This is a genomic window from Roseivirga sp. (genome assembly GCF_965216855.1).
Lineage (GTDB): Bacteria > Bacteroidota > Bacteroidia > Cytophagales > Cyclobacteriaceae > Roseivirga.
In genome coordinates this window covers 2,946,475-2,963,559 of record NZ_OZ244204.1, presented here as the reverse complement: position 1 = coordinate 2,963,559, position 17,085 = coordinate 2,946,475, and the positions used below count along the sequence as shown (strand labels likewise).

Genomic DNA, 17,085 nt, shown 5'->3' with positions numbered 1-17,085 from the left:
TTTTAAAGACTATCAGTCTCTTATTCCTCCACTATAATATTCTTAAACTCCTTCCTATAAGCTGAAGGGCTCTTACCGGTAAACTCCTTGAATGACTTATTGAAGTGAGAGAAATTATTGAACCCGCTCTCAAAGCTTACCTCTGTAATGGGCAATGAGGTTTCGGCCAATAGTTTCGAGGCATGAACTACTCTATATTCATTCACGAACTTGGTAAAGGTCTTTCTGGAGATCTTTTTAAAGTATCGGCAGAAGGCAGGTACAGTCATATTTACCTCATCGGCCATTTCATCTAAAGAGATGTGCTCTTTAAAATTGGTCCGGATATAACTGTAAATTTCATTCATCCGGTCATTGTCCTTGGTATCTACCGCCATAGCCACACCGTCAGCGTTCAGCACAGTGTATTCCTTAGTCATATACAGGTCATGCAGAATTGACAGCAGACCCAACAGCCTTCCAAACTGGTCGCTGTGAGCCAGGCGCTCAATCTTCTTTCCTACTTCTTCCTTGGTTTTACCATGAAAGGCCAATCCCTTTTTCGATAGCTCAAGTAACTGACGAACACCATTCATTTCGGGGATATTGAAAAACTCCTTCCCTAAAAACTCAGGTCTGAACTGAACCACCGTCTCAGAGGAGTTACCGGTAAGCCGGTCTGTAAACCCATAATGAGGAAGGTAAGACCCCATTAAAACTAAGTCTCCATCATTGAAATAAGAGAGGTGACGTCCAATGTGTCTTTTACCTGTTCCACCCTTGACAAAGATTAGTTCTACTTCCGGGTGAAAATGCCAATTGGCCAGAGTGTTCTCACATGACTGATTATACTGCCTTACCAGAAAGCTGCTTCCAAAGGCAGGATGTATTTGCTCTAATGCTGGTTTGCTGGGCATACTCGTTCTCCTTTTCAGGCTTTATAATACAAAATTAGGTAATTCAGTTCCTTCTCACCTATGCTAAATTAACTCATTTATATTCTATTCTACCACATACATTAAACACACACCCTATGTTGGTTAATTTAGCACATATACTTACCAATTGAGTAGTAGTGCAGCTATAGGCCCTACCCTACCTTTGTAATCGTAATTGGTTTAAAACTGAAAACAATTAGCAATATGAAAACAATGAAAAAAGTAATGTTGATTATCATGATGGTCATGATCTCAACACTTGTAATCGCTAATGAAAGACCAACTGTTAAAGTGAAAAGTGTAGAAGCTAAAACTGTAGCAGTTGTTGCCTACGGTTTGGGAGAGGTACAAACAGCAATTCAGCTAAAAAATGGCAATGGAGAAGTTCTTTATACTGCAACTGTAAAACCTGGTGAAAGCTTCGCTAAGAAGCTAAAATTGGCCGCTGTGCCTTCTGGCGACTATACCATCGAGGTTGAAAACAGCGAAAGCTTTACCGCTATTCCTGTTACTTTGAGTGCAGGATCAGTTGATGTAAAAACTGCCGATCAGATCACCATCATGAAGCCAAGGCTGAGTGTAGTTGGAGATAAACTGAACGTTTTGATCTCTGACGAATTCACTAAAGAAGTATGGGTTTCCATTTTCGATAACAAAGCGAACAGGCTGGCATACGAAAGAGTATCTATCGACAATCTTAAGCGTTTTGATCTTTCAAACCTGAAAGAAGGTGAATACACAGTGAGAATGTCTGCCGAAGGTAAAAGTTTCATACAATCCCTATCTCTAGAAAAATAGCAGAAAGGTTGAATAACGGAAAAGGGGCTTTAAGCCCCTTTTTTATTTTATACCAGTTTCATTTTCATTTTCTTCTTCAGCTCTTCAATCGCCTGATTGAACTTCTGATCAATGTCCATCATATCGCTGACGGACTGTACAGCATGAATCACCGTACTGTGATCCCGGCCTCCGAAGTGGTACCCTATAGATTTCAGGGAATGATTGGTGTATTCTTTACAGAGATACATGGCCACCTGACGGGCAATAACAATTTCTTTCTTTCGGGTTTTGTCTTTCAGATCATCCACACTAATCTGAAAATACTCCCCTACCGTTTTCTGGATATAATCTACACCAACTTCAGACTCAATATCATGAACGATATTCTTCAATGTCTGCTTGGCTAATTCCAGGTTAATGTCGGTCTTATTCAAGGTAGCATGTGCGATCAATGAAATAAGTACTCCTTCCAGTTCTCTTACATTGGTATCGACCGAATAAGCCAGGTACTCAACTACATCATCGGGAATATAAATACCATCAGACTGCATTTTACGCATGATAATGGCCATCCTCGTCTCGAAATCAGGCATCTGCAAATCGGCAGTCAATCCCCACTTGAAGCGAGAAAGCAATCTGTCTTGCAGTCCTTTCAGGTCTCTAGGAGCCCTGTCTGAAGACATAATGATTTGTTTACCGCTCTGATGCAGGTGGTTAAAAATGTGGAAGAACATTTCCTGAGTCTTCTCCTTACCAGAGAAAAACTGAACATCATCAATGATTAAGGTATCAACCTGCAGATAATAGTTCGTAAAACTCTGGATGCTGTTATTCTTGATAGCATCGGTGAACTGAGTGGTAAACTTCTCAGAAGAGACATACAGCACAAAGTTATTGGCCGATGCCTCACCAATCTTATTACCGATTGCCTGAACCAGGTGCGTTTTACCCAAACCAACGCCACCATAAATCATGAGTGGGTTGAATGAAGTTATCCCAGGCTTTTCTGCCACAGCGATTCCTGCTGATCTGGCCAGGCGGTTACAATCTCCTTCGATATAATTTTCGAAGCTGTAATTCGGATTAAGATTTGAGTAACGTGAATTCTTATCGAGGGAAGGCATCTCAAAAGGGCTCACAATTTCTTGTCTGCCATTTGAGTTATCCCAGTGGTTTTTATTCTTGTTCTGATTAGGAAGTGTTACCGAATAGGCTTGATTAGAGACACTACCACTATCGACAATTACCGAGTATTCCAGTTTTCCTCCCGGGCCTAGCTCATTTTGAATACATTGTCTCAAAAGATGCACATAGTGCTCTTCCAGATATTCATAAAAGAACTGACTTGGAACTTGAATGGTGAGGGTGTCATTGTCTAATCTGAGCGGTTTGATTGGTTCAAACCAGGTTCTGAAGCTTTGCTCTCCAACTTGTCCCCGAATCAATTCGAGGCAATCTTCCCATACCGAAGTTTCACTTTTCACCATCAACAATTCAAATATTGACCCTTAATTTTTAAAAGGAGGGCAACAAAAATGAAAAAAATCAGAGACAATGGAAAGCTGATTAACCTTTAGAAGGGAAAATAGTTTTCCCCACAAATTCACATGTTATCCACAGTCAAATTTGTTGATAACTTTTTACCAAGAGCCAATTACCTAAGAAAGAGTCGCTTACTCCAGGCAAGGAAAATTTTAGCACTCAAGCTTAAAAAACGTATTTTCGCACAAGTAAAGTGTCATTTATGAGGAATGGATTATTAAACGATTTTGAGCCCCATTCGGCAGAAAGCTGGATGGAACAACTCAAAAAGGATTTAAAGGGTGAACCTGTAGAACAACTCCTGTGGAAAACTCAGGGGCTTTCCGGCAAGCCTTTTTATACGTCAGAAGACATTGATTTTGAACCCTTTAATTACAGTAACTTCAGTAAAGATTCAGGGCTGTTCGGAGACCGTTACTGGGTTAATTATCAGCCATTGAATGGTGACGATCCAGCCGCCAACAACAAAGCCTTAATGGCTCTTGCCAATGGAGCTACCGGACTGTGCTTCTCTCTCAAATCAATTCCCGACTTCAATTCATTACTCAAAGATATTCAGCCTGAGTATTGTCATCTCGCTTTCGAACTGACGGAATCAATAGATAGCTCCGATTTCCTGGATGCTCTCCATACCTACCTCGACCAGTCATCAATAGATGCCAAAAAGGTGTCGGGCTATATATATAGTGGTGAGTCATTGGTCAATGAAACGAGTGGAATCAAGTCCATAGGCGTTTCTGTTGAGAACAGCGGTTACGCTGCACCTGACCTGGCGGTCAGCCTTGCCAGAATGATTGAGCAAATAGATCAGCTGACCACGGAGGGTAAGTCTCTGGAAAACTGTCTGTCAAATACTTTTTTTAAGCTTCAGATTTCAAACGATTTCTTCCTTGAAATAGCCAGACACAGGGCATTGAGAAGGCTTTTTAAATCAGTAAGCAGTGCCTATGGACAAGCCAAATACAACACAGAGATGATTAGTCAGGCCGGGCCATGGACCTCATCTATCGATGACCCACACAGCTTTATGCTTCACGCTACTACCCAGGTAATGGCGGCAATCATGGGAGGAACTGATGCTATTGCCGTACTCCCTTTCTATGAGATATTCCCCAATAAACAATCTCTGGCTGAACGCATGGCAAGAAACATATCGCCCATTCTCAATGAAGAATCTTATCTGGGTAAGGTAGTAGATCCTGCCGCTGGCTCTTATTATATAGAGCAGCTAACCGAAACCCTTTATCGTGACGCATTGACTCTTCTACAAAAAATAGAAGCCGAGGGAGGCATATCGAAAACTGATGTTGAACAATTGAAGAAAGACGCCCAATGAGACCGGATTTAAGTCAGATTAAAACCAGCGAAACAGTGGCTCAACCTACTGAAACATGGAAATCAGCTGAGGGAATTGAAGTTCCATCCAGTTTTGAAGGTGTCCGTTTTGAGGAAATGGAACACCTGGAGTTTGGTGCAGGACAACCACCATACCTTCGCGGACCATACAGTTCCATGTACACGGTGCGTCCGTGGACGATTCGGCAATATGCCGGTTTCTCGACTGCCGAGGAATCCAATGCCTTCTATAGAAGAAACCTGGCGGCCGGACAGAAGGGCCTTTCTGTCGCCTTCGACCTGGCCACGCACCGCGGCTATGACTCCGATCACCCCAGGGTAGTTGGAGACGTAGGGAAAGCCGGTGTTGCCATCGACTCCATTTTAGACATGGAAATCCTTTTCGACCAGATTCCTCTGGATAAGATGTCCGTTTCCATGACCATGAATGGAGCTGTTATTCCTATTATGGCCTTCTATATTGTAGCGGCCGAAGAACAGGGCGTAAGTAAAGATTTACTGAGCGGTACTATCCAGAATGATATTCTTAAGGAGTTCATGGTGAGAAATACCTACATCTACCCCCCTGCTCCATCCATGAGAATCATTGGAGATATCTTCGAATATACTTCCAAACATATGCCCCGCTTTAACTCCATCAGTATTTCGGGCTACCATATGCAGGAAGCCGGAGCCACAGCTGACCTGGAATTGGCCTACACTTTGGCCGATGGGTTGGAGTACCTGAGAACCGGGATAAAAGCCGGACTTGATATTGACAAATTTGCCCCAAGGCTTTCCTTCTTCTGGGCCATTGGCATGAACCATTTCATGGAAATCGCCAAGATGCGTGCCGGCAGATTGCTTTGGGCTAAAATTGTAAAAGAGTTTAATCCACAAAATGCCAAGTCGATGGCATTGCGTACCCACTGTCAGACTTCGGGTTGGTCTTTAACCGAGCAAGACCCTTTTAATAATGTAGCCAGAACATGCATTGAAGCCATGGCTGCAGCCATGGGACATACCCAATCGCTTCATACGAACGCCCTTGATGAAGCTATTGCTTTACCAACTGATTTCTCTGCAAGAATTGCCAGAAATACTCAGATCTTCCTGCAAAAGGAAACCGGCATTACCAGGGTAATCGATCCGTGGGGAGGCTCTCAATATGTGGAATACCTCACAGATCAGTTGGTGAAAAAAGCCTGGAGCCTGATTCAGGAGGTAGAAGAAATGGGTGGAATGGCCAAAGCCATTGAGCAAGGCCTGCCAAAAATGAGAATCGAAGAAGCCGCTGCCAGAAAACAGGCAAGAATCGATTCGGGGAAAGATGCCATTATTGGAGTCAATCGCTATGCAGTCGATGAAAAGACAGACATCGAACTGTTGGAAGTTGATAATACTGCTGTACTGAAGGCTCAGATTGCCCGACTGGAAAAACTAAGAGCAGAACGAAATACAGAGGAGGTTGAAGCTGCATTACAAGCCATTACCAAATGTGCGGAAAGCGGTGAAGGCAACCTGCTCGAACTGGCAGTTGAAGCTGCCAGAAAAAGAGCTTCTCTGGGAGAAATCTCCACGGCCATGGAAAAAGTATTTGGTCGCCATAAAGCTGTGACCAAAACCATTTCAGGTGTATATTCAAGTGAAGTGAAAGAAAACGAAGACTTTATCAAAGCCAGGGCCCTGGCCGACCAATTTGCAGAATTAGATGGCAGACGCCCAAGAATTATGGTGGCCAAAATGGGTCAGGATGGTCACGATCGTGGGGCCAAGGTTATTGCCACCAGCTTTGCAGATCTGGGCTTTGATGTGGATATGGGGCCTCTTTTCCAGACACCGGAAGAAGTAGCAATGCAGGCTGCCGAAAATGATGTCCATATCGTTGGGGCATCCAGTCTTGCCGCAGGTCATAAGACCCTCATTCCCAAATTAATTGAAGAACTAAAAAGAATCGGTCGAGATGATATCATGGTGATTGCGGGTGGAGTTATTCCTCCCAACGACTATGACTTCCTCTACAATGCCGGAGTATCTTTTGTATTTGGACCCGGTACCGTAATTGCTAAAGCTGCTGGAGAAATACTTAAAAAACTGATCGAAGAGTGAGTAATCTAATCGACAAACTAGCCTGGCTTGAAATAGTAGATGGAAAAATACTGGTAGCCCGGTCTGTAGGAAAAGATGCCTTTTACATTCCCGGAGGCAAAAGAGAGCCTGGAGAGGCTGATGATGAGGCCCTTTTAAGAGAAATCGAGGAAGAATTGACCATTTCACTCTTACCTCCTTCATTGGAATACTTTGGCACCTTTACCGCTCAGGCTCATGGCAAACCAGCAGGTATTATGGTGCAAATGACCTGCTATTGGGCCAAATACACTGGCGAAATCCAACCAGCTTCAGAAATTGAAGAAATTCGCTGGGTCAACTATAAAGACAAGCAACTAGTTTCTCATGTCGATCGTCTGATTTTTGATGACTTGAGAAACAAGGGTTTACTGAATTAAAAGCCGCTGACATTTTCAAGATTGATAAATAAAGGATTTCTTTGTCACACGCTTTAAGCGCAAACTATATGCAGATATCGGAGGTAAGCAGTAGCCGCGAACAAAAAGCTTTTTTGGACGTTTCACGCGAGTTGTATAAGAACGACCCTGAATGGGTATGTCCGCTCGATTCTGACATCCAGTCGGTTTTCGATCCTTCTAAAAATACTTTCTACCAACATGGTGTAGCTACCCGCTGGATTCTAAACAACGATCAGGGTCAAACCATCGGCCGAATTGCTGCCTTCATTAATGAAAAGAAGGTCAATTACGGAGACAAGCGCATCGGAGGTATCGGGTTCTATGAATGTATTGATGACCCGAATGCTTCGAAATTGCTCTTCGATACTGCTGTCAACTGGCTAAAGGAAAGGGATATTACTACAGTCGATGGGCCTATCAACTTCGGTGAGAATGATCAGTACTGGGGACTCCTGGTAGAAGGATTCAAACAACCGACATACGGCATGGCCTATAACCATCCATATTATCAGAAGCAATTCGAAGCTTATGGGTTTGAGGTGAAGATGGAGCAAATGACCAATGAATTCTCTTTAGAGAATGGTCTAAGCCCTCGATTCGTAAAAATCGCTGAGTACGTTATGCAGCGTAAGCCTAACCTGACTGTGAAAGAATTCTCTCCTAACAAGATTGACTCTTTTGCCGAAGACTTTACCAGCATTTATAATGACGCATGGGCAGAATTTGAAAACTTCACTCCTATTAAAAAAGACTACGTCATTGAGACCTTCAAGAAGATCAAACCAGTGGTTGACCCCGGATTGGTTCAGTTCGCCTACATGGATGGAGACCCTGCTGCCTTTGTTATGTGTCTGCCGGATGTTAACCAGATCTTTAAGAAATTCAACGGCAAGCTTACCCTTTGGAATAAGTTGAGGTTCCTATACCTCAAAAAGACCAATTTCATTACCCGGGTTAGAGTGGTGGTAATGGGTAGTAAGCCTAAGTATCAGAATATGGGTCTGGAGTCTGTGCTCACCTACAAATGCTTTCAGCATGTGATGAATAATACCAACATGAGAGACATAGAACTTTCATGGGTGGGTGACTTCAACGAAAAAATGCAGGCGATACACAGGGGACTAGGCGCTCATCCTTCTAAGAAGCATATTACCTATAGACTAGACTTAGTTTAAACTGTTCAGCTCGGATACTCTGAGAAGAATATTGTAATACCAAGTTGTGATGCAATCCGCATGGAACTGGAAGAGAAACTCCCTCCACCTCCAGCCGCTTCAGGACTAGTTACAAACCCGATATCTGCAACGTAATCACCTTGTGGTAGTTCATTTTGAACTTTTATTAACCATCTCTCTAAAATTGACAGTTGCATTGGTAGGCCCCACTCATTTTCAGCCAAATATGCGACTTCCTTATAACCTTTAGCTTCATAAATATTTATGGGCATTCCTCAATCAAGTTTTAAAGATCAGTCGATTCAATCTTAGTCCGAAAATCTCAGCTATTACCAGTAGTGTCAATGCACTATATTCAATGATAACCACGTCTAGTCTATCCTGATATACTCCTCCCGAATAGTTGATATAAGTGAGAAAAATCAGGTATGACCACAGCAAGGGGAAGCGAATATTCGAAAAGGCACTCACGGCCAGTAAGGGCAGTATATACCAGGGATGAACAGTGGTGGCGAAGAGTAGATAGAGCAACCATACCCAAACCATTTGTCTCGGCCAATCCGATTTTTTCCTGGCCAAAAGCGAGTAGATCATAATAGTGGCAAATGTGGCATACATCATCCACTTCCCTGATTTAGCAATAATGTTGTGCCCCTCAGTTTCAAAGCCATACCAACGAGCCAGGTAGTAGATACTACCGTTGAATTCAAACTTCTGAAAGTAGAGCTCCATACTCTCCCAAATGGCCCAGACATGAGCAGTATTGATCATCGGAAGGAAAGTAACGGCCAGGGTTGCTACCACAATTAATCCATAAACAGCTGTTTTTTTGATTCCCAACTTTCTAATCAGCAAGGGTAATGCAATGAGCGGTATAAACTTGGTAGCCACTGAAAGTCCGAAGAACATGGCGGATTGATGTAGCTTATTCTGCTCATACAACCAGAGAGCCTGCAAAAGGAAGAATATCATGATCGCTTCAAAATGCAGATTGCCAGTTACCTCTAGAATCACCAAAGGGTTAAGTGCATAGATCAAACCATACTTCTGTGGCAAGCCGTAATGCGATAAGAGTTTTTGGATCAGACGAATATTACCCAACTCAAAAATCAGCAGTACAACTCTGATGATAATGGTAGACCAAATAATAGAATTAGGAGAGAATAGGGCTCCGATAAAGAATATCACCTGATTCAATGGCGGATAAATACTGTAATACTCCTGAGAGTTCAATTGATCGAACAACCCCTGATTCACTCCACTGATACCTTTATCCAGAAAATAGGCAGGCAAATGCTTATATGGGTCTTCCAGAGCCGTTAGCAATCTGCCATCCCATACAAAGCGGAAAATATCGTCAGACAGCTTGGGAACGGAGGCAATGAGTAAAACCCTGAGCAACATCCCCCAGTAATAGGCCAGTTGTTCTTCACCCACTTCCAGCTTTCTGAAAATGATAAGAATGGAAGCAAATAATACGGTGTAAGCTGAAATTAACTCAATAGTAGACTCTCTCGGTACAAAATAACCGATGTAAATGGTGAGGGCAGCACTGAGAATAAAGGCCAGGTTAAGCCAATTGTTTTGCTTAGGCATGACGGGTGTGTTGTACCGAATAGTAGAACACAAGCAAGAAACCCAAACTCAACAATATATGAAAGGGCAACAAGGCAAAATCATTGAAGTAGAAAGCCAGCCCTAAACCAGCAAGGAAGTAGAGACTTAAAAACCCTTCGAGCAAGGTCAGCGGATTGATTCGCTTACTGAAATACTTATTCCCCTTCCAGCTATCCTTCTTGTCGGTAATATTAAATTTCGGAGTTCTGACAAAAGGACTCTTCTTACCAATCAATCCTTCAAATACAGCTACTGCATTATGAACCGAGAGGCCCAGGAAAACAGATAATAGCATGAACATCTGGGGCGCAAAAACTTTAAGGTTTTGCCAGAAGCTGAGCTTATCATCTTTGAACCCATTCCAATAGAATATGACAAGGAAGACGTAGCCCAACAAGAAAATCATTGAGACATTAATGAGTATCTCCCAACTATTAGAGTTGTTGCGGATAAAGAGCACCGGGACACTGAGCAATGCGGTAACCACAATACAGATAAACACTGCAGAGTTCAGCAAATGAAAGGTGGCATGAAACTTTGTTCCGAACGGCAGTGGAGCCTTCAAAACCTTAGGTAATAACTTACGGGTAGTTTCTGCCGCACCCTTAGTCCAGCGATATTGCTGAGATTTAATGGCTCCCATAGCTGCAGGTAATTCTGCAGGGGCCACAATTTCCGGGGTGTAAAATATTTTCCACCCGTTTAGTTGGGCTCTGTAGCTCAGGTCAAGATCTTCTGTCAGGGTATCAGCCTTCCAACCCCCTGCATCCTCTATACACGACTTACGCCAGATTCCGGCTGTACCATTGAAATTCAGAAAATGACCTCCCTGAAAACGGCCGTTTTGCTCCACCCTGAAATGTGTATTGAGACCAAAAGCCTGCAAACGGGTAAGCATAGAATATTTTTCGTTGATGTGTCCCCATCGGGTTTGCACCACGCCAATATTATCATCGGATTCAAAATGAGGTACACTGCCTTTTAAGAAGTCAGGTTGAGGAACAAAATCAGCATCGAAAATGGCGAGGAACTCTCCTTTGGCGATGCTCATACCATATTGCAATGCACCGGCCTTAAAGCCCTTTCTATCTTCTCTCTGGATATGCTGAATATCCAATCCCTTTTCCTGCCAATAAGCTACCCTTGCAGCAATCAACTCGACCGTCTCATCATTGGAGTCATCCAGTACCTGAATTTCCAACTTATCCTTTGGCCATTCGAAATTGGCCACGGCATCAATCAGACGCTCCACTACATACAGTTCATTGTAAATAGGAAGTTGAACGGTAACTATGGGATATTGATAATCTTCAGAAACCTGAGCAGGTTGTCTGATGTTACCTTTCTTCACCGCTTTTCTGTAATGATATACCAGACTTAACTGAGAAATGCTGTAAATAAAAATGAACAGCAAAGCTCCGGTATAAAAAAACAATACGAGTAGTTCCAGCCAGTACATTACAGATACTTAAAGATGGTATATAAAATTTTATATCCGGCCATAACGGTACCCTTAACTGTTCCGGACACCTTGCTAACACCTATTCTGCGCTTATAGTTTACGGCCACTTCTGTGGTTTTTAACTTATGCTTTGCGGCTTTAAGCTGCATTTCTACAGTCCAGCCATAATCACGATCTACCATACCAATGGCCTGCAATTGCTTAAACCCAATGGCTCTGAACGGCCCCAAGTCGGTGTACTTCACTCCGTAGAAAAGACGAAGCAGGGTCGTAGCCAACCAATTGCCAAAGACTTGTGGAAAGGTCATTGAGCCAGACTCTCTCTTTCCCAAAGCCCTCGAACCAATCACCATATCAAAGCCATGATCAATAATCGGCTCCACCAACAGAGGTATTTGATCCGGGTAGTCTGAGTAATCACCATCCAGAAAAACCACTATGTCGGTCTGGGGATGCTGCTCTGTGATATAACTGATTCCTTTCAAACAGGCATTACCATAACCCGGAGTCATTTCATTCAATACCGTGGCTCCGGCCTCTTTGGCTCTGTCAACCGTATTGTCAGTTGAGGCATTATTCACCACAATGATCTCTTTCACCCAGCTTTTGGGTATGTCCCTAACCACCAGGGCAATCGACTTTTCTTCATTAAAAGCCGGAATAATGACTCGGATTTCAGGTTGTTGTCTCTCCAAAACGAAGCGCAAAGCTATAAAATATCACCCTCATCAAAGCCAAAGATTATATAGGAAGTTCCATCTTTGAATAATTGCTGACTCACATGTCGGCTGAAAAACATTTTTAAATGGAACAGACTTACTAGTGGTAAGAAAATCAAACTTGGTGAACTCATTTTTGACAAAGTAAGTTATTTATATGTACATACATATAAAATTAAGGAAGGACAAAAAATGAAAACTGTTGTACATCCATCTGATAGCAGAGGCCTCGCCAATCACGGCTGGCTGAAAAGCAGACATACATTTAGTTTTGCAGGATACTACAATCCTGAGCGTGTTCATTTTGGCGCACTGCGTGTACTCAACGATGATCAGGTAGCTGAAGGAATGGGTTTTGGTACCCATCCACATGACAACATGGAAATAGTCTCTATTCCATTGTTGGGTGATTTGGAACACAAGGACAGTACCGGAAGACATAAAATCATTCGTCAGGGTGATGTACAGATTATGTCAGCCGGAAGAGGAATTAGTCATTCAGAGTATAATCACAACAAGGATGAGGAAGTCCACTTTCTTCAAATCTGGGTATTCCCTAAGGAGCGGGACATTGAGCCTCGCTACGAACAGAAGACCTATGAGGCCGAAGACCGAATGAACAAATTCCAGACTGTAGTTTCACCTGAAGGTGGAGATGCACTATGGATTAATCAGGACGCCTATTTCAGTATGGCAAATCTGGACGCGGGCACTAGTCTGAATTACAAGGTGAACAAACCCGGCAACGGTGTTTACCTTTTTGTTCTGAATGGTGAGCTAGAAGCGGCCGGACAAACACTCAATAGCAGAGATGCTGTTGGTGTCACTGAAACAGACAACTTTGATATCAAAGCAAAGTCTTATGCAGAAGTACTTGCCATAGAAGTACCTATGGAATTCTAAAAATTAAAAAAGTCGGTATCTCCTTTCGGATGATACCGACTTTTCTGTCAAAACCATTCTCGGCCATTCCTTTGTCGCACACCTGACCGGGCCTCCCAAATAAAGCCAGGATTTCCGCTTAATACCTTTCAATGCGGAACATAATCAGCTCGTTTACGATTGAGCAAGCAAGAAAACGACCTGACTATGAACAACTTATTCAATCTCAGAGGAAACCGCTCCTTCCTTGCACTCTCACTCATCTTACTCACAAGTCTAAGCGCCTGCAGTGTAGTTGACCTGGAAAATGGTACACAAAACACAGTTGAATCACCTGTCGGATTACCGGCCACCGCAGCAGAATTAAATGATGCCTTAGTAGGTGATGGTTCACGTATATGGAGTGCCAAATCATTTAACCTTGAAGGAATGGTGGGTGTCCAGGCCTGCCGTCTTGACGATACTTTTCGATTCTTTGCTGATGGTACCTATCGCTATGACGGAGGTGAAACGCTTTGCGGAGGAGAAGACAGCCAACGTATCAGAACAGGTACATGGCAAATGGATTTCGATGAGTTGACCATCACATTCGATGTCACTACCAATCTTCAGTCAGAAGCCAAACTCATTGGCCTCTCAGACGATACCATGGAACTCTCTGGTACAGTGACAGTCTTTGGTGAAAACCTGGACATCAGAGGCATCTATCAATATATCGCAGAACAATAAAACATGAGAAAATATAAACTTTGGATAGTTGCATTCCTGTTGACTGCTCTATCCGTTTCTGCCCAGGCGCAGACCGACAAATTTTTCAAAAACGCAGATCAGTTCTTTAAAGCCCATGTGAATAAAGGAAGGGTAGATTACAAGACTATTCATAGCTCTGATGAATCATTAAATGCTCTACTGAGTCAGATCGATAATTTCCCGCTGAACTCAGTTGATAATAATACCCGACAGGCCTTTATGATCAATGCTTACAACCTGCTGGTGATTAAAGGCATTATCAATGACTATCCAACCAAGTCTCCACTAGATATCGGTGGTTTCTTTGACCAGAAAAAATACTCGGTTGCTGGAGAAAAGATCACCCTGAACACCCTGGAAAAGGAGTGGCTTTTCGCTAAGTACAAAGACGAAAGATTCCACTTTGTGCTGGTTTGTGCCGCACTCAGTTGCCCTCCAATCATCAGCGAGGCGTATTTACCGGGCACACTGGAAAAACAATTAGAGGAACAGACCCGCAAGGCGCTTAATGACCCTTCATTTATCAGAGTTAAATCTGCTGACAAGACCGTAGAGTTATCTCAGATTTTCGAGTGGTACAAATCGGATTTTCCGAAAGATGTTATCCAGTTCATTAACAAATACAGACAACAAGCCATTCCTCAAAGCTATAAAGTGGGTTACTACAACTATGACTGGACTTTAAATGCAGGCAGTTCAGGGCAAAACCCTCGACCGACACCCAGCCCTGGTAACTCTTCCAATCTACAGACTTACACACCTTCGGTTCTCCTCAAAAAGGGGCAATCGGAGGTCAAGCTGTTCAACAGTATTTACACTCAGACTGAATCGAGAGACCGACAAGGAGAGTCCATTCCAGCCAGCATCAGGCAAAGCTACTTCAATGCAACTTTCAATTTTAACTGGGGTGTTTCTAAATCATCGAAGGTTAATTTAGGATTCGATCTCTTGTTTACAACTTATGCCGAGGGCCGTTCTGTTCTGGCTCCCTTGGGTGCCTCCAGTGAGTTTAATGAGTCGGTATTAGCTGCTTTTGGTCCGGCAATCAGGTTTGTACCATTCAAGAATATCAGCCAGATTTCCGTTCGTTCGGCTTTCTGGTTTCCCGGGGAAAGCTCATTGGAAAACCGGGATGGGCGTTTCGTAGCCCACGATCGATACACCTGGTTCACCCAGGTTTTTTTTGATCAAAAGCTTAGTACCCAATGGCGTCTATTCCTCGAAGCTGACTTACTCTACAGATTCTCCAAAAACAGCGACAGGCCGGATTTCTTCCGACTTCCTCTCACCTCAATCCTTTCCTTTTTTCCCGGAAGTAAATCATCCATCTACATTACCTACCAATACTCTCCGAGGTACGAGACCGTTTCCAATGCCTTCGATAGCCAGTTCGGCCTAAGCCAATGGTTTATGCTTGCAGGATTAGGAGCTAAATATCAATTAACATCATCGATTGAATTAGAATTAGCCTACAGTAATTTCTTTGCCTCCCGAAACGATGGAGCCGGCAGCACCTTTAACCTCGGACTGCGCGTAATCCGTTAGTCACTCCCTCCTTTTTCTCAGGCCAACACAAGAGTTTTTTAACTATCATTGTGGCATGAGAACCGACTATAACCTCCGCGAAATCACTCTTCAGGCTTTTGAAGAATTTTTAATGGTTGAAGACAAGGATGCAGCTGTCAAACCTGCTCCAAATAAATGGTCAGCCAAGGAGATTTTAGGTCATTTAATAGACTCTGCCTCTAATAATCATGGACGTTTTGTTCGGGCCCAATTCTCAGACGATCTGGTCGTGACTCCTTATGCCCAAAATGGATGGGTCGAAGTGCAGGACTATCAAAATATGGACTGGCAGGATATCTTGATCACCTGGAGACAGATGAACCTGTTGATCTCAAACCTTATGTACAATACCTCACCAGACATTAGAGACAAGCAACGACAAGAGCATAACCTCCACAAAACTGCCATGAAGCCTATTCCCGATGGTGAACCCACCACACTTGGCTATTTTATGGAAGACTATGTGTTTCATTTAAAGCACCATTTGGGGCAGGTAAGAGATATACTGAACAATGATTAATGACTAGTGGAGAATAAGATGAGACTATTGATAATCATTCCCTTATTAGTATTTATCAACCCTCTCTTTAGCCAAGACTATAAGACAGGTTCTTTTCAATCCATAATTCCTTCTCCCATCTCAACAATTGAATTCCCAAAATTCAAAGGTGGTAAAAAGGGATTGGATCAATACCTTAAAGACCATGTCAAGCTACCAGATTCAACTAAATCAATCAATAAGGAAGGTGTTATAGTACTTCATTACAGAATAGGAACTAAGAATAAAATATTGGAGGTCACTGTTGACGAGAAATATTCAACTATGGACAGAAGGTTGCACAGCTATATTACCAAAGTGCTATTGCAATCGGGACCCTGGCAGCATGGAACTAGCAATGGCAAGCCAATGATCTCGACCAATGAAATAAGTTTTCAATTTAATTAAGCGTTTTGTAAAGCTTAATTAACAAACCTGTCTTCTTTTTTAATATTCCTCAACTTTTGGCGTCCAACTGGCATTGACTTTGCCGACAAATGGCAAACGTCAAAAACATGAAAAAACAACTCATTTGTGCAGTCGCTTTATCTGCTATACTTATTTCTTGCGCAAGTCCTTTACCTATTAGTCAGTTAAGTTCTGATGAAACTCCAGGTCGCTGGGTGGCTGGCCGAAAATATATCACACAAACTCAGGGAGATCAAAGCCTGACCTTGAGCTACTATAGAAATGAAGGGAACATGCTCATCTTCGATGCACTCTTTGAAAATCAGGGAAGTCAGGCCATAGAGTTTTCACCTGGTTATGCTCAGATTATCGGACTGAATGAAGAGAAACAAGAGATCTCAAGGGCATTGGCCATAGACCCTGAAGAAAAGCTCTTAGAATTCGACAAATCTGAATCGAGAGCCAAAGCGCAACTATCGAATCAGATCACTTCCAATGCCTTATTTGCCACAACCGATTTGATTGCCACTGTGGTGGAAGAAACAGATCCGCAAATCAGCAGGGCTGAAACAGACGCCAGCTACAATCGCAGAGAGTGGGATAGAACCGACAGGCTCAATGATATCAATCGTCAGGAGTCATACCTTGAAAGCATCAGAAATACTCGCCTGTATTGGGAAGAGGCTCCGATCAGACGAACTACTGTACTTTCCAATGAGTACATAGAAGGCCGCTTCTTTTTCGATAGGAATAATGACGCCAAATTCTATATCATTAGCTTTGATATACCAGATGCAGGGGTTTTTACCTTTCAGTTTGAACAGCAACTGATCAAACCTTTCAACGAGTAAAAATTCTAAACCTTC

At 42.9% G+C, this 17,085-nt stretch carries 17 protein-coding genes; 11 read left to right on the top strand and 6 right to left on the bottom strand.

Going from position 1 to position 17,085, the window contains the following annotated elements; all coding sequences use genetic code 11:
- Nucleotides 1-20 precede the first annotated feature (20 nt).
- Nucleotides 21-896, bottom strand: coding sequence for an AraC family transcriptional regulator (locus tag ACOOEY_RS13210; RefSeq protein WP_420385192.1), 876 nt, complete (start codon nt 894-896; stop codon nt 21-23).
- Nucleotides 897-1,121: 225 nt separating this feature from the next.
- Here ACOOEY_RS13210 and ACOOEY_RS13205 point away from each other — a divergent pair, with 225 nt between their 5' ends.
- The gene (locus ACOOEY_RS13205) at nt 1,122-1,715 is read left to right on the top strand and encodes a hypothetical protein (protein WP_420385191.1); all 594 of its coding nucleotides are present in this window, start codon (nt 1,122-1,124) and stop codon (nt 1,713-1,715) included.
- Between the two features lie 47 nt (nt 1,716-1,762).
- Here the strand turns inward: ACOOEY_RS13205 and dnaA are convergent, their stop codons facing one another.
- Nucleotides 1,763-3,184 carry a chromosomal replication initiator protein DnaA gene (gene dnaA / locus ACOOEY_RS13200; RefSeq protein ID WP_420385190.1) on the bottom strand — a complete coding sequence of 474 codons (1,422 nt, stop codon included), beginning with the start codon at nt 3,182-3,184 and terminating at the stop codon, nt 1,763-1,765.
- A 257-nt stretch (nt 3,185-3,441) separates the two neighbouring features.
- Here dnaA and ACOOEY_RS13195 point away from each other — a divergent pair, with 257 nt between their 5' ends.
- The 4 genes from ACOOEY_RS13195 (at nt 3,442) to ACOOEY_RS13180 (ending at nt 8,277) form a co-directional block, all read left to right on the top strand.
- Entirely contained in the window at nt 3,442-4,575 is a 1,134-nt protein-coding gene (locus tag ACOOEY_RS13195; RefSeq protein WP_420385189.1) for a methylmalonyl-CoA mutase family protein, read from the top strand.
- On the top strand, nt 4,572-6,683 hold the full coding sequence (scpA, locus tag ACOOEY_RS13190) for a methylmalonyl-CoA mutase (protein WP_420385188.1): 2,112 nt from the start codon (nt 4,572-4,574) through the stop codon (nt 6,681-6,683). Before ACOOEY_RS13195 ends, scpA begins: the two co-directional genes overlap by 4 nt.
- The gene (locus ACOOEY_RS13185; RefSeq protein ID WP_420385187.1) at nt 6,680-7,081 is read left to right on the top strand and encodes an NUDIX hydrolase; all 402 of its coding nucleotides are present in this window, start codon (nt 6,680-6,682) and stop codon (nt 7,079-7,081) included. The genes scpA and ACOOEY_RS13185 overlap by 4 nt, the downstream gene beginning before the upstream one ends.
- Before the next feature lie 68 nt (nt 7,082-7,149).
- On the top strand, nt 7,150-8,277 hold the full coding sequence (locus tag ACOOEY_RS13180) for a hypothetical protein (protein WP_420385186.1): 1,128 nt from the start codon (nt 7,150-7,152) through the stop codon (nt 8,275-8,277).
- A 5-nt stretch (nt 8,278-8,282) separates the two neighbouring features.
- Here the strand turns inward: ACOOEY_RS13180 and ACOOEY_RS13175 are convergent, their stop codons facing one another.
- Genes ACOOEY_RS13175 through ACOOEY_RS13160 form a run of 4 tightly spaced genes read right to left on the bottom strand, consistent with a single transcriptional unit; the run spans nt 8,283 to nt 12,063 of the window.
- Nucleotides 8,283-8,549: a hypothetical protein gene (locus ACOOEY_RS13175; RefSeq protein WP_420385185.1), complete on the bottom strand. Its 267-nt coding sequence runs from the start codon at nt 8,547-8,549 to the stop codon at nt 8,283-8,285.
- A 7-nt stretch (nt 8,550-8,556) separates the two neighbouring features.
- Nucleotides 8,557-9,873: a hypothetical protein gene (locus ACOOEY_RS13170; RefSeq protein WP_420385184.1), complete on the bottom strand. Its 1,317-nt coding sequence runs from the start codon at nt 9,871-9,873 to the stop codon at nt 8,557-8,559.
- Nucleotides 9,866-11,353: a cellulose synthase family protein gene (locus tag ACOOEY_RS13165; protein ID WP_420385183.1), complete on the bottom strand. Its 1,488-nt coding sequence runs from the start codon at nt 11,351-11,353 to the stop codon at nt 9,866-9,868. Before ACOOEY_RS13165 ends, ACOOEY_RS13170 begins: the two co-directional genes overlap by 8 nt.
- Complete coding sequence (locus tag ACOOEY_RS13160) at nt 11,353-12,063, bottom strand: glycosyltransferase family 2 protein (RefSeq protein ID WP_420385182.1); 711 nt, start codon at nt 12,061-12,063, stop codon at nt 11,353-11,355. Before ACOOEY_RS13160 ends, ACOOEY_RS13165 begins: the two co-directional genes overlap by 1 nt.
- 204 nt (nt 12,064-12,267) lie before the next feature.
- Here ACOOEY_RS13160 and ACOOEY_RS13155 point away from each other — a divergent pair, with 204 nt between their 5' ends.
- From ACOOEY_RS13155 to ACOOEY_RS13130, 6 genes are all read left to right on the top strand, one after another.
- Entirely contained in the window at nt 12,268-12,978 is a 711-nt protein-coding gene (locus tag ACOOEY_RS13155) for a pirin family protein (protein WP_420385181.1), read from the top strand.
- Between the two features lie 159 nt (nt 12,979-13,137).
- A complete protein-coding gene (locus ACOOEY_RS13150) occupies nt 13,138-13,686 on the top strand; it encodes a lipocalin family protein (RefSeq protein WP_420385180.1) in 549 nt (182 codons plus the stop codon).
- Between the two features lie 3 nt (nt 13,687-13,689).
- On the top strand, nt 13,690-15,252 hold the full coding sequence (locus ACOOEY_RS13145; protein WP_420385179.1) for a DUF547 domain-containing protein: 1,563 nt from the start codon (nt 13,690-13,692) through the stop codon (nt 15,250-15,252).
- Between the two features lie 55 nt (nt 15,253-15,307).
- Complete coding sequence (locus tag ACOOEY_RS13140; RefSeq protein ID WP_420385178.1) at nt 15,308-15,793, top strand: DinB family protein; 486 nt, start codon at nt 15,308-15,310, stop codon at nt 15,791-15,793.
- Between the two features lie 18 nt (nt 15,794-15,811).
- Nucleotides 15,812-16,219, top strand: a complete 408-nt coding sequence (locus ACOOEY_RS13135; RefSeq protein ID WP_420385177.1) for a hypothetical protein — start codon at nt 15,812-15,814, stop codon at nt 16,217-16,219.
- Between the two features lie 107 nt (nt 16,220-16,326).
- The gene (locus tag ACOOEY_RS13130) at nt 16,327-17,070 is read left to right on the top strand and encodes a hypothetical protein (protein ID WP_420385176.1); all 744 of its coding nucleotides are present in this window, start codon (nt 16,327-16,329) and stop codon (nt 17,068-17,070) included.
- The last annotated feature ends 15 nt before the right edge of the window (nt 17,071-17,085 follow it).

Bases quoted from the DNA above. Each gene is read 5' to 3' on its own strand.
- ACOOEY_RS13210 (WP_420385192.1), bottom strand. From the start codon at position 896: ATGCCCAGCAAACCAGCATTAGAGCAAATACATCCTGCCTTTGGAAGC.
- ACOOEY_RS13205 (WP_420385191.1), top strand. From the start codon at position 1,122: ATGAAAACAATGAAAAAAGTAATGTTGATTATCATGATGGTCATGATC.
- dnaA (WP_420385190.1), bottom strand. From the start codon at position 3,184: ATGGTGAAAAGTGAAACTTCGGTATGGGAAGATTGCCTCGAATTGATT.
- ACOOEY_RS13195 (WP_420385189.1), top strand. From the start codon at position 3,442: ATGAGGAATGGATTATTAAACGATTTTGAGCCCCATTCGGCAGAAAGC.
- scpA (WP_420385188.1), top strand. From the start codon at position 4,572: ATGAGACCGGATTTAAGTCAGATTAAAACCAGCGAAACAGTGGCTCAA.
- ACOOEY_RS13180 (WP_420385186.1), top strand. From the start codon at position 7,150: ATGCAGATATCGGAGGTAAGCAGTAGCCGCGAACAAAAAGCTTTTTTG.
- ACOOEY_RS13175 (WP_420385185.1), bottom strand. From the start codon at position 8,549: ATGCCCATAAATATTTATGAAGCTAAAGGTTATAAGGAAGTCGCATAT.
- ACOOEY_RS13170 (WP_420385184.1), bottom strand. From the start codon at position 9,873: ATGCCTAAGCAAAACAATTGGCTTAACCTGGCCTTTATTCTCAGTGCT.
- ACOOEY_RS13165 (WP_420385183.1), bottom strand. From the start codon at position 11,353: ATGTACTGGCTGGAACTACTCGTATTGTTTTTTTATACCGGAGCTTTG.
- ACOOEY_RS13155 (WP_420385181.1), top strand. From the start codon at position 12,268: ATGAAAACTGTTGTACATCCATCTGATAGCAGAGGCCTCGCCAATCAC.
- ACOOEY_RS13145 (WP_420385179.1), top strand. From the start codon at position 13,690: ATGAGAAAATATAAACTTTGGATAGTTGCATTCCTGTTGACTGCTCTA.
- ACOOEY_RS13140 (WP_420385178.1), top strand. From the start codon at position 15,308: ATGAGAACCGACTATAACCTCCGCGAAATCACTCTTCAGGCTTTTGAA.
- ACOOEY_RS13135 (WP_420385177.1), top strand. From the start codon at position 15,812: ATGAGACTATTGATAATCATTCCCTTATTAGTATTTATCAACCCTCTC.
- ACOOEY_RS13130 (WP_420385176.1), top strand. From the start codon at position 16,327: ATGAAAAAACAACTCATTTGTGCAGTCGCTTTATCTGCTATACTTATT.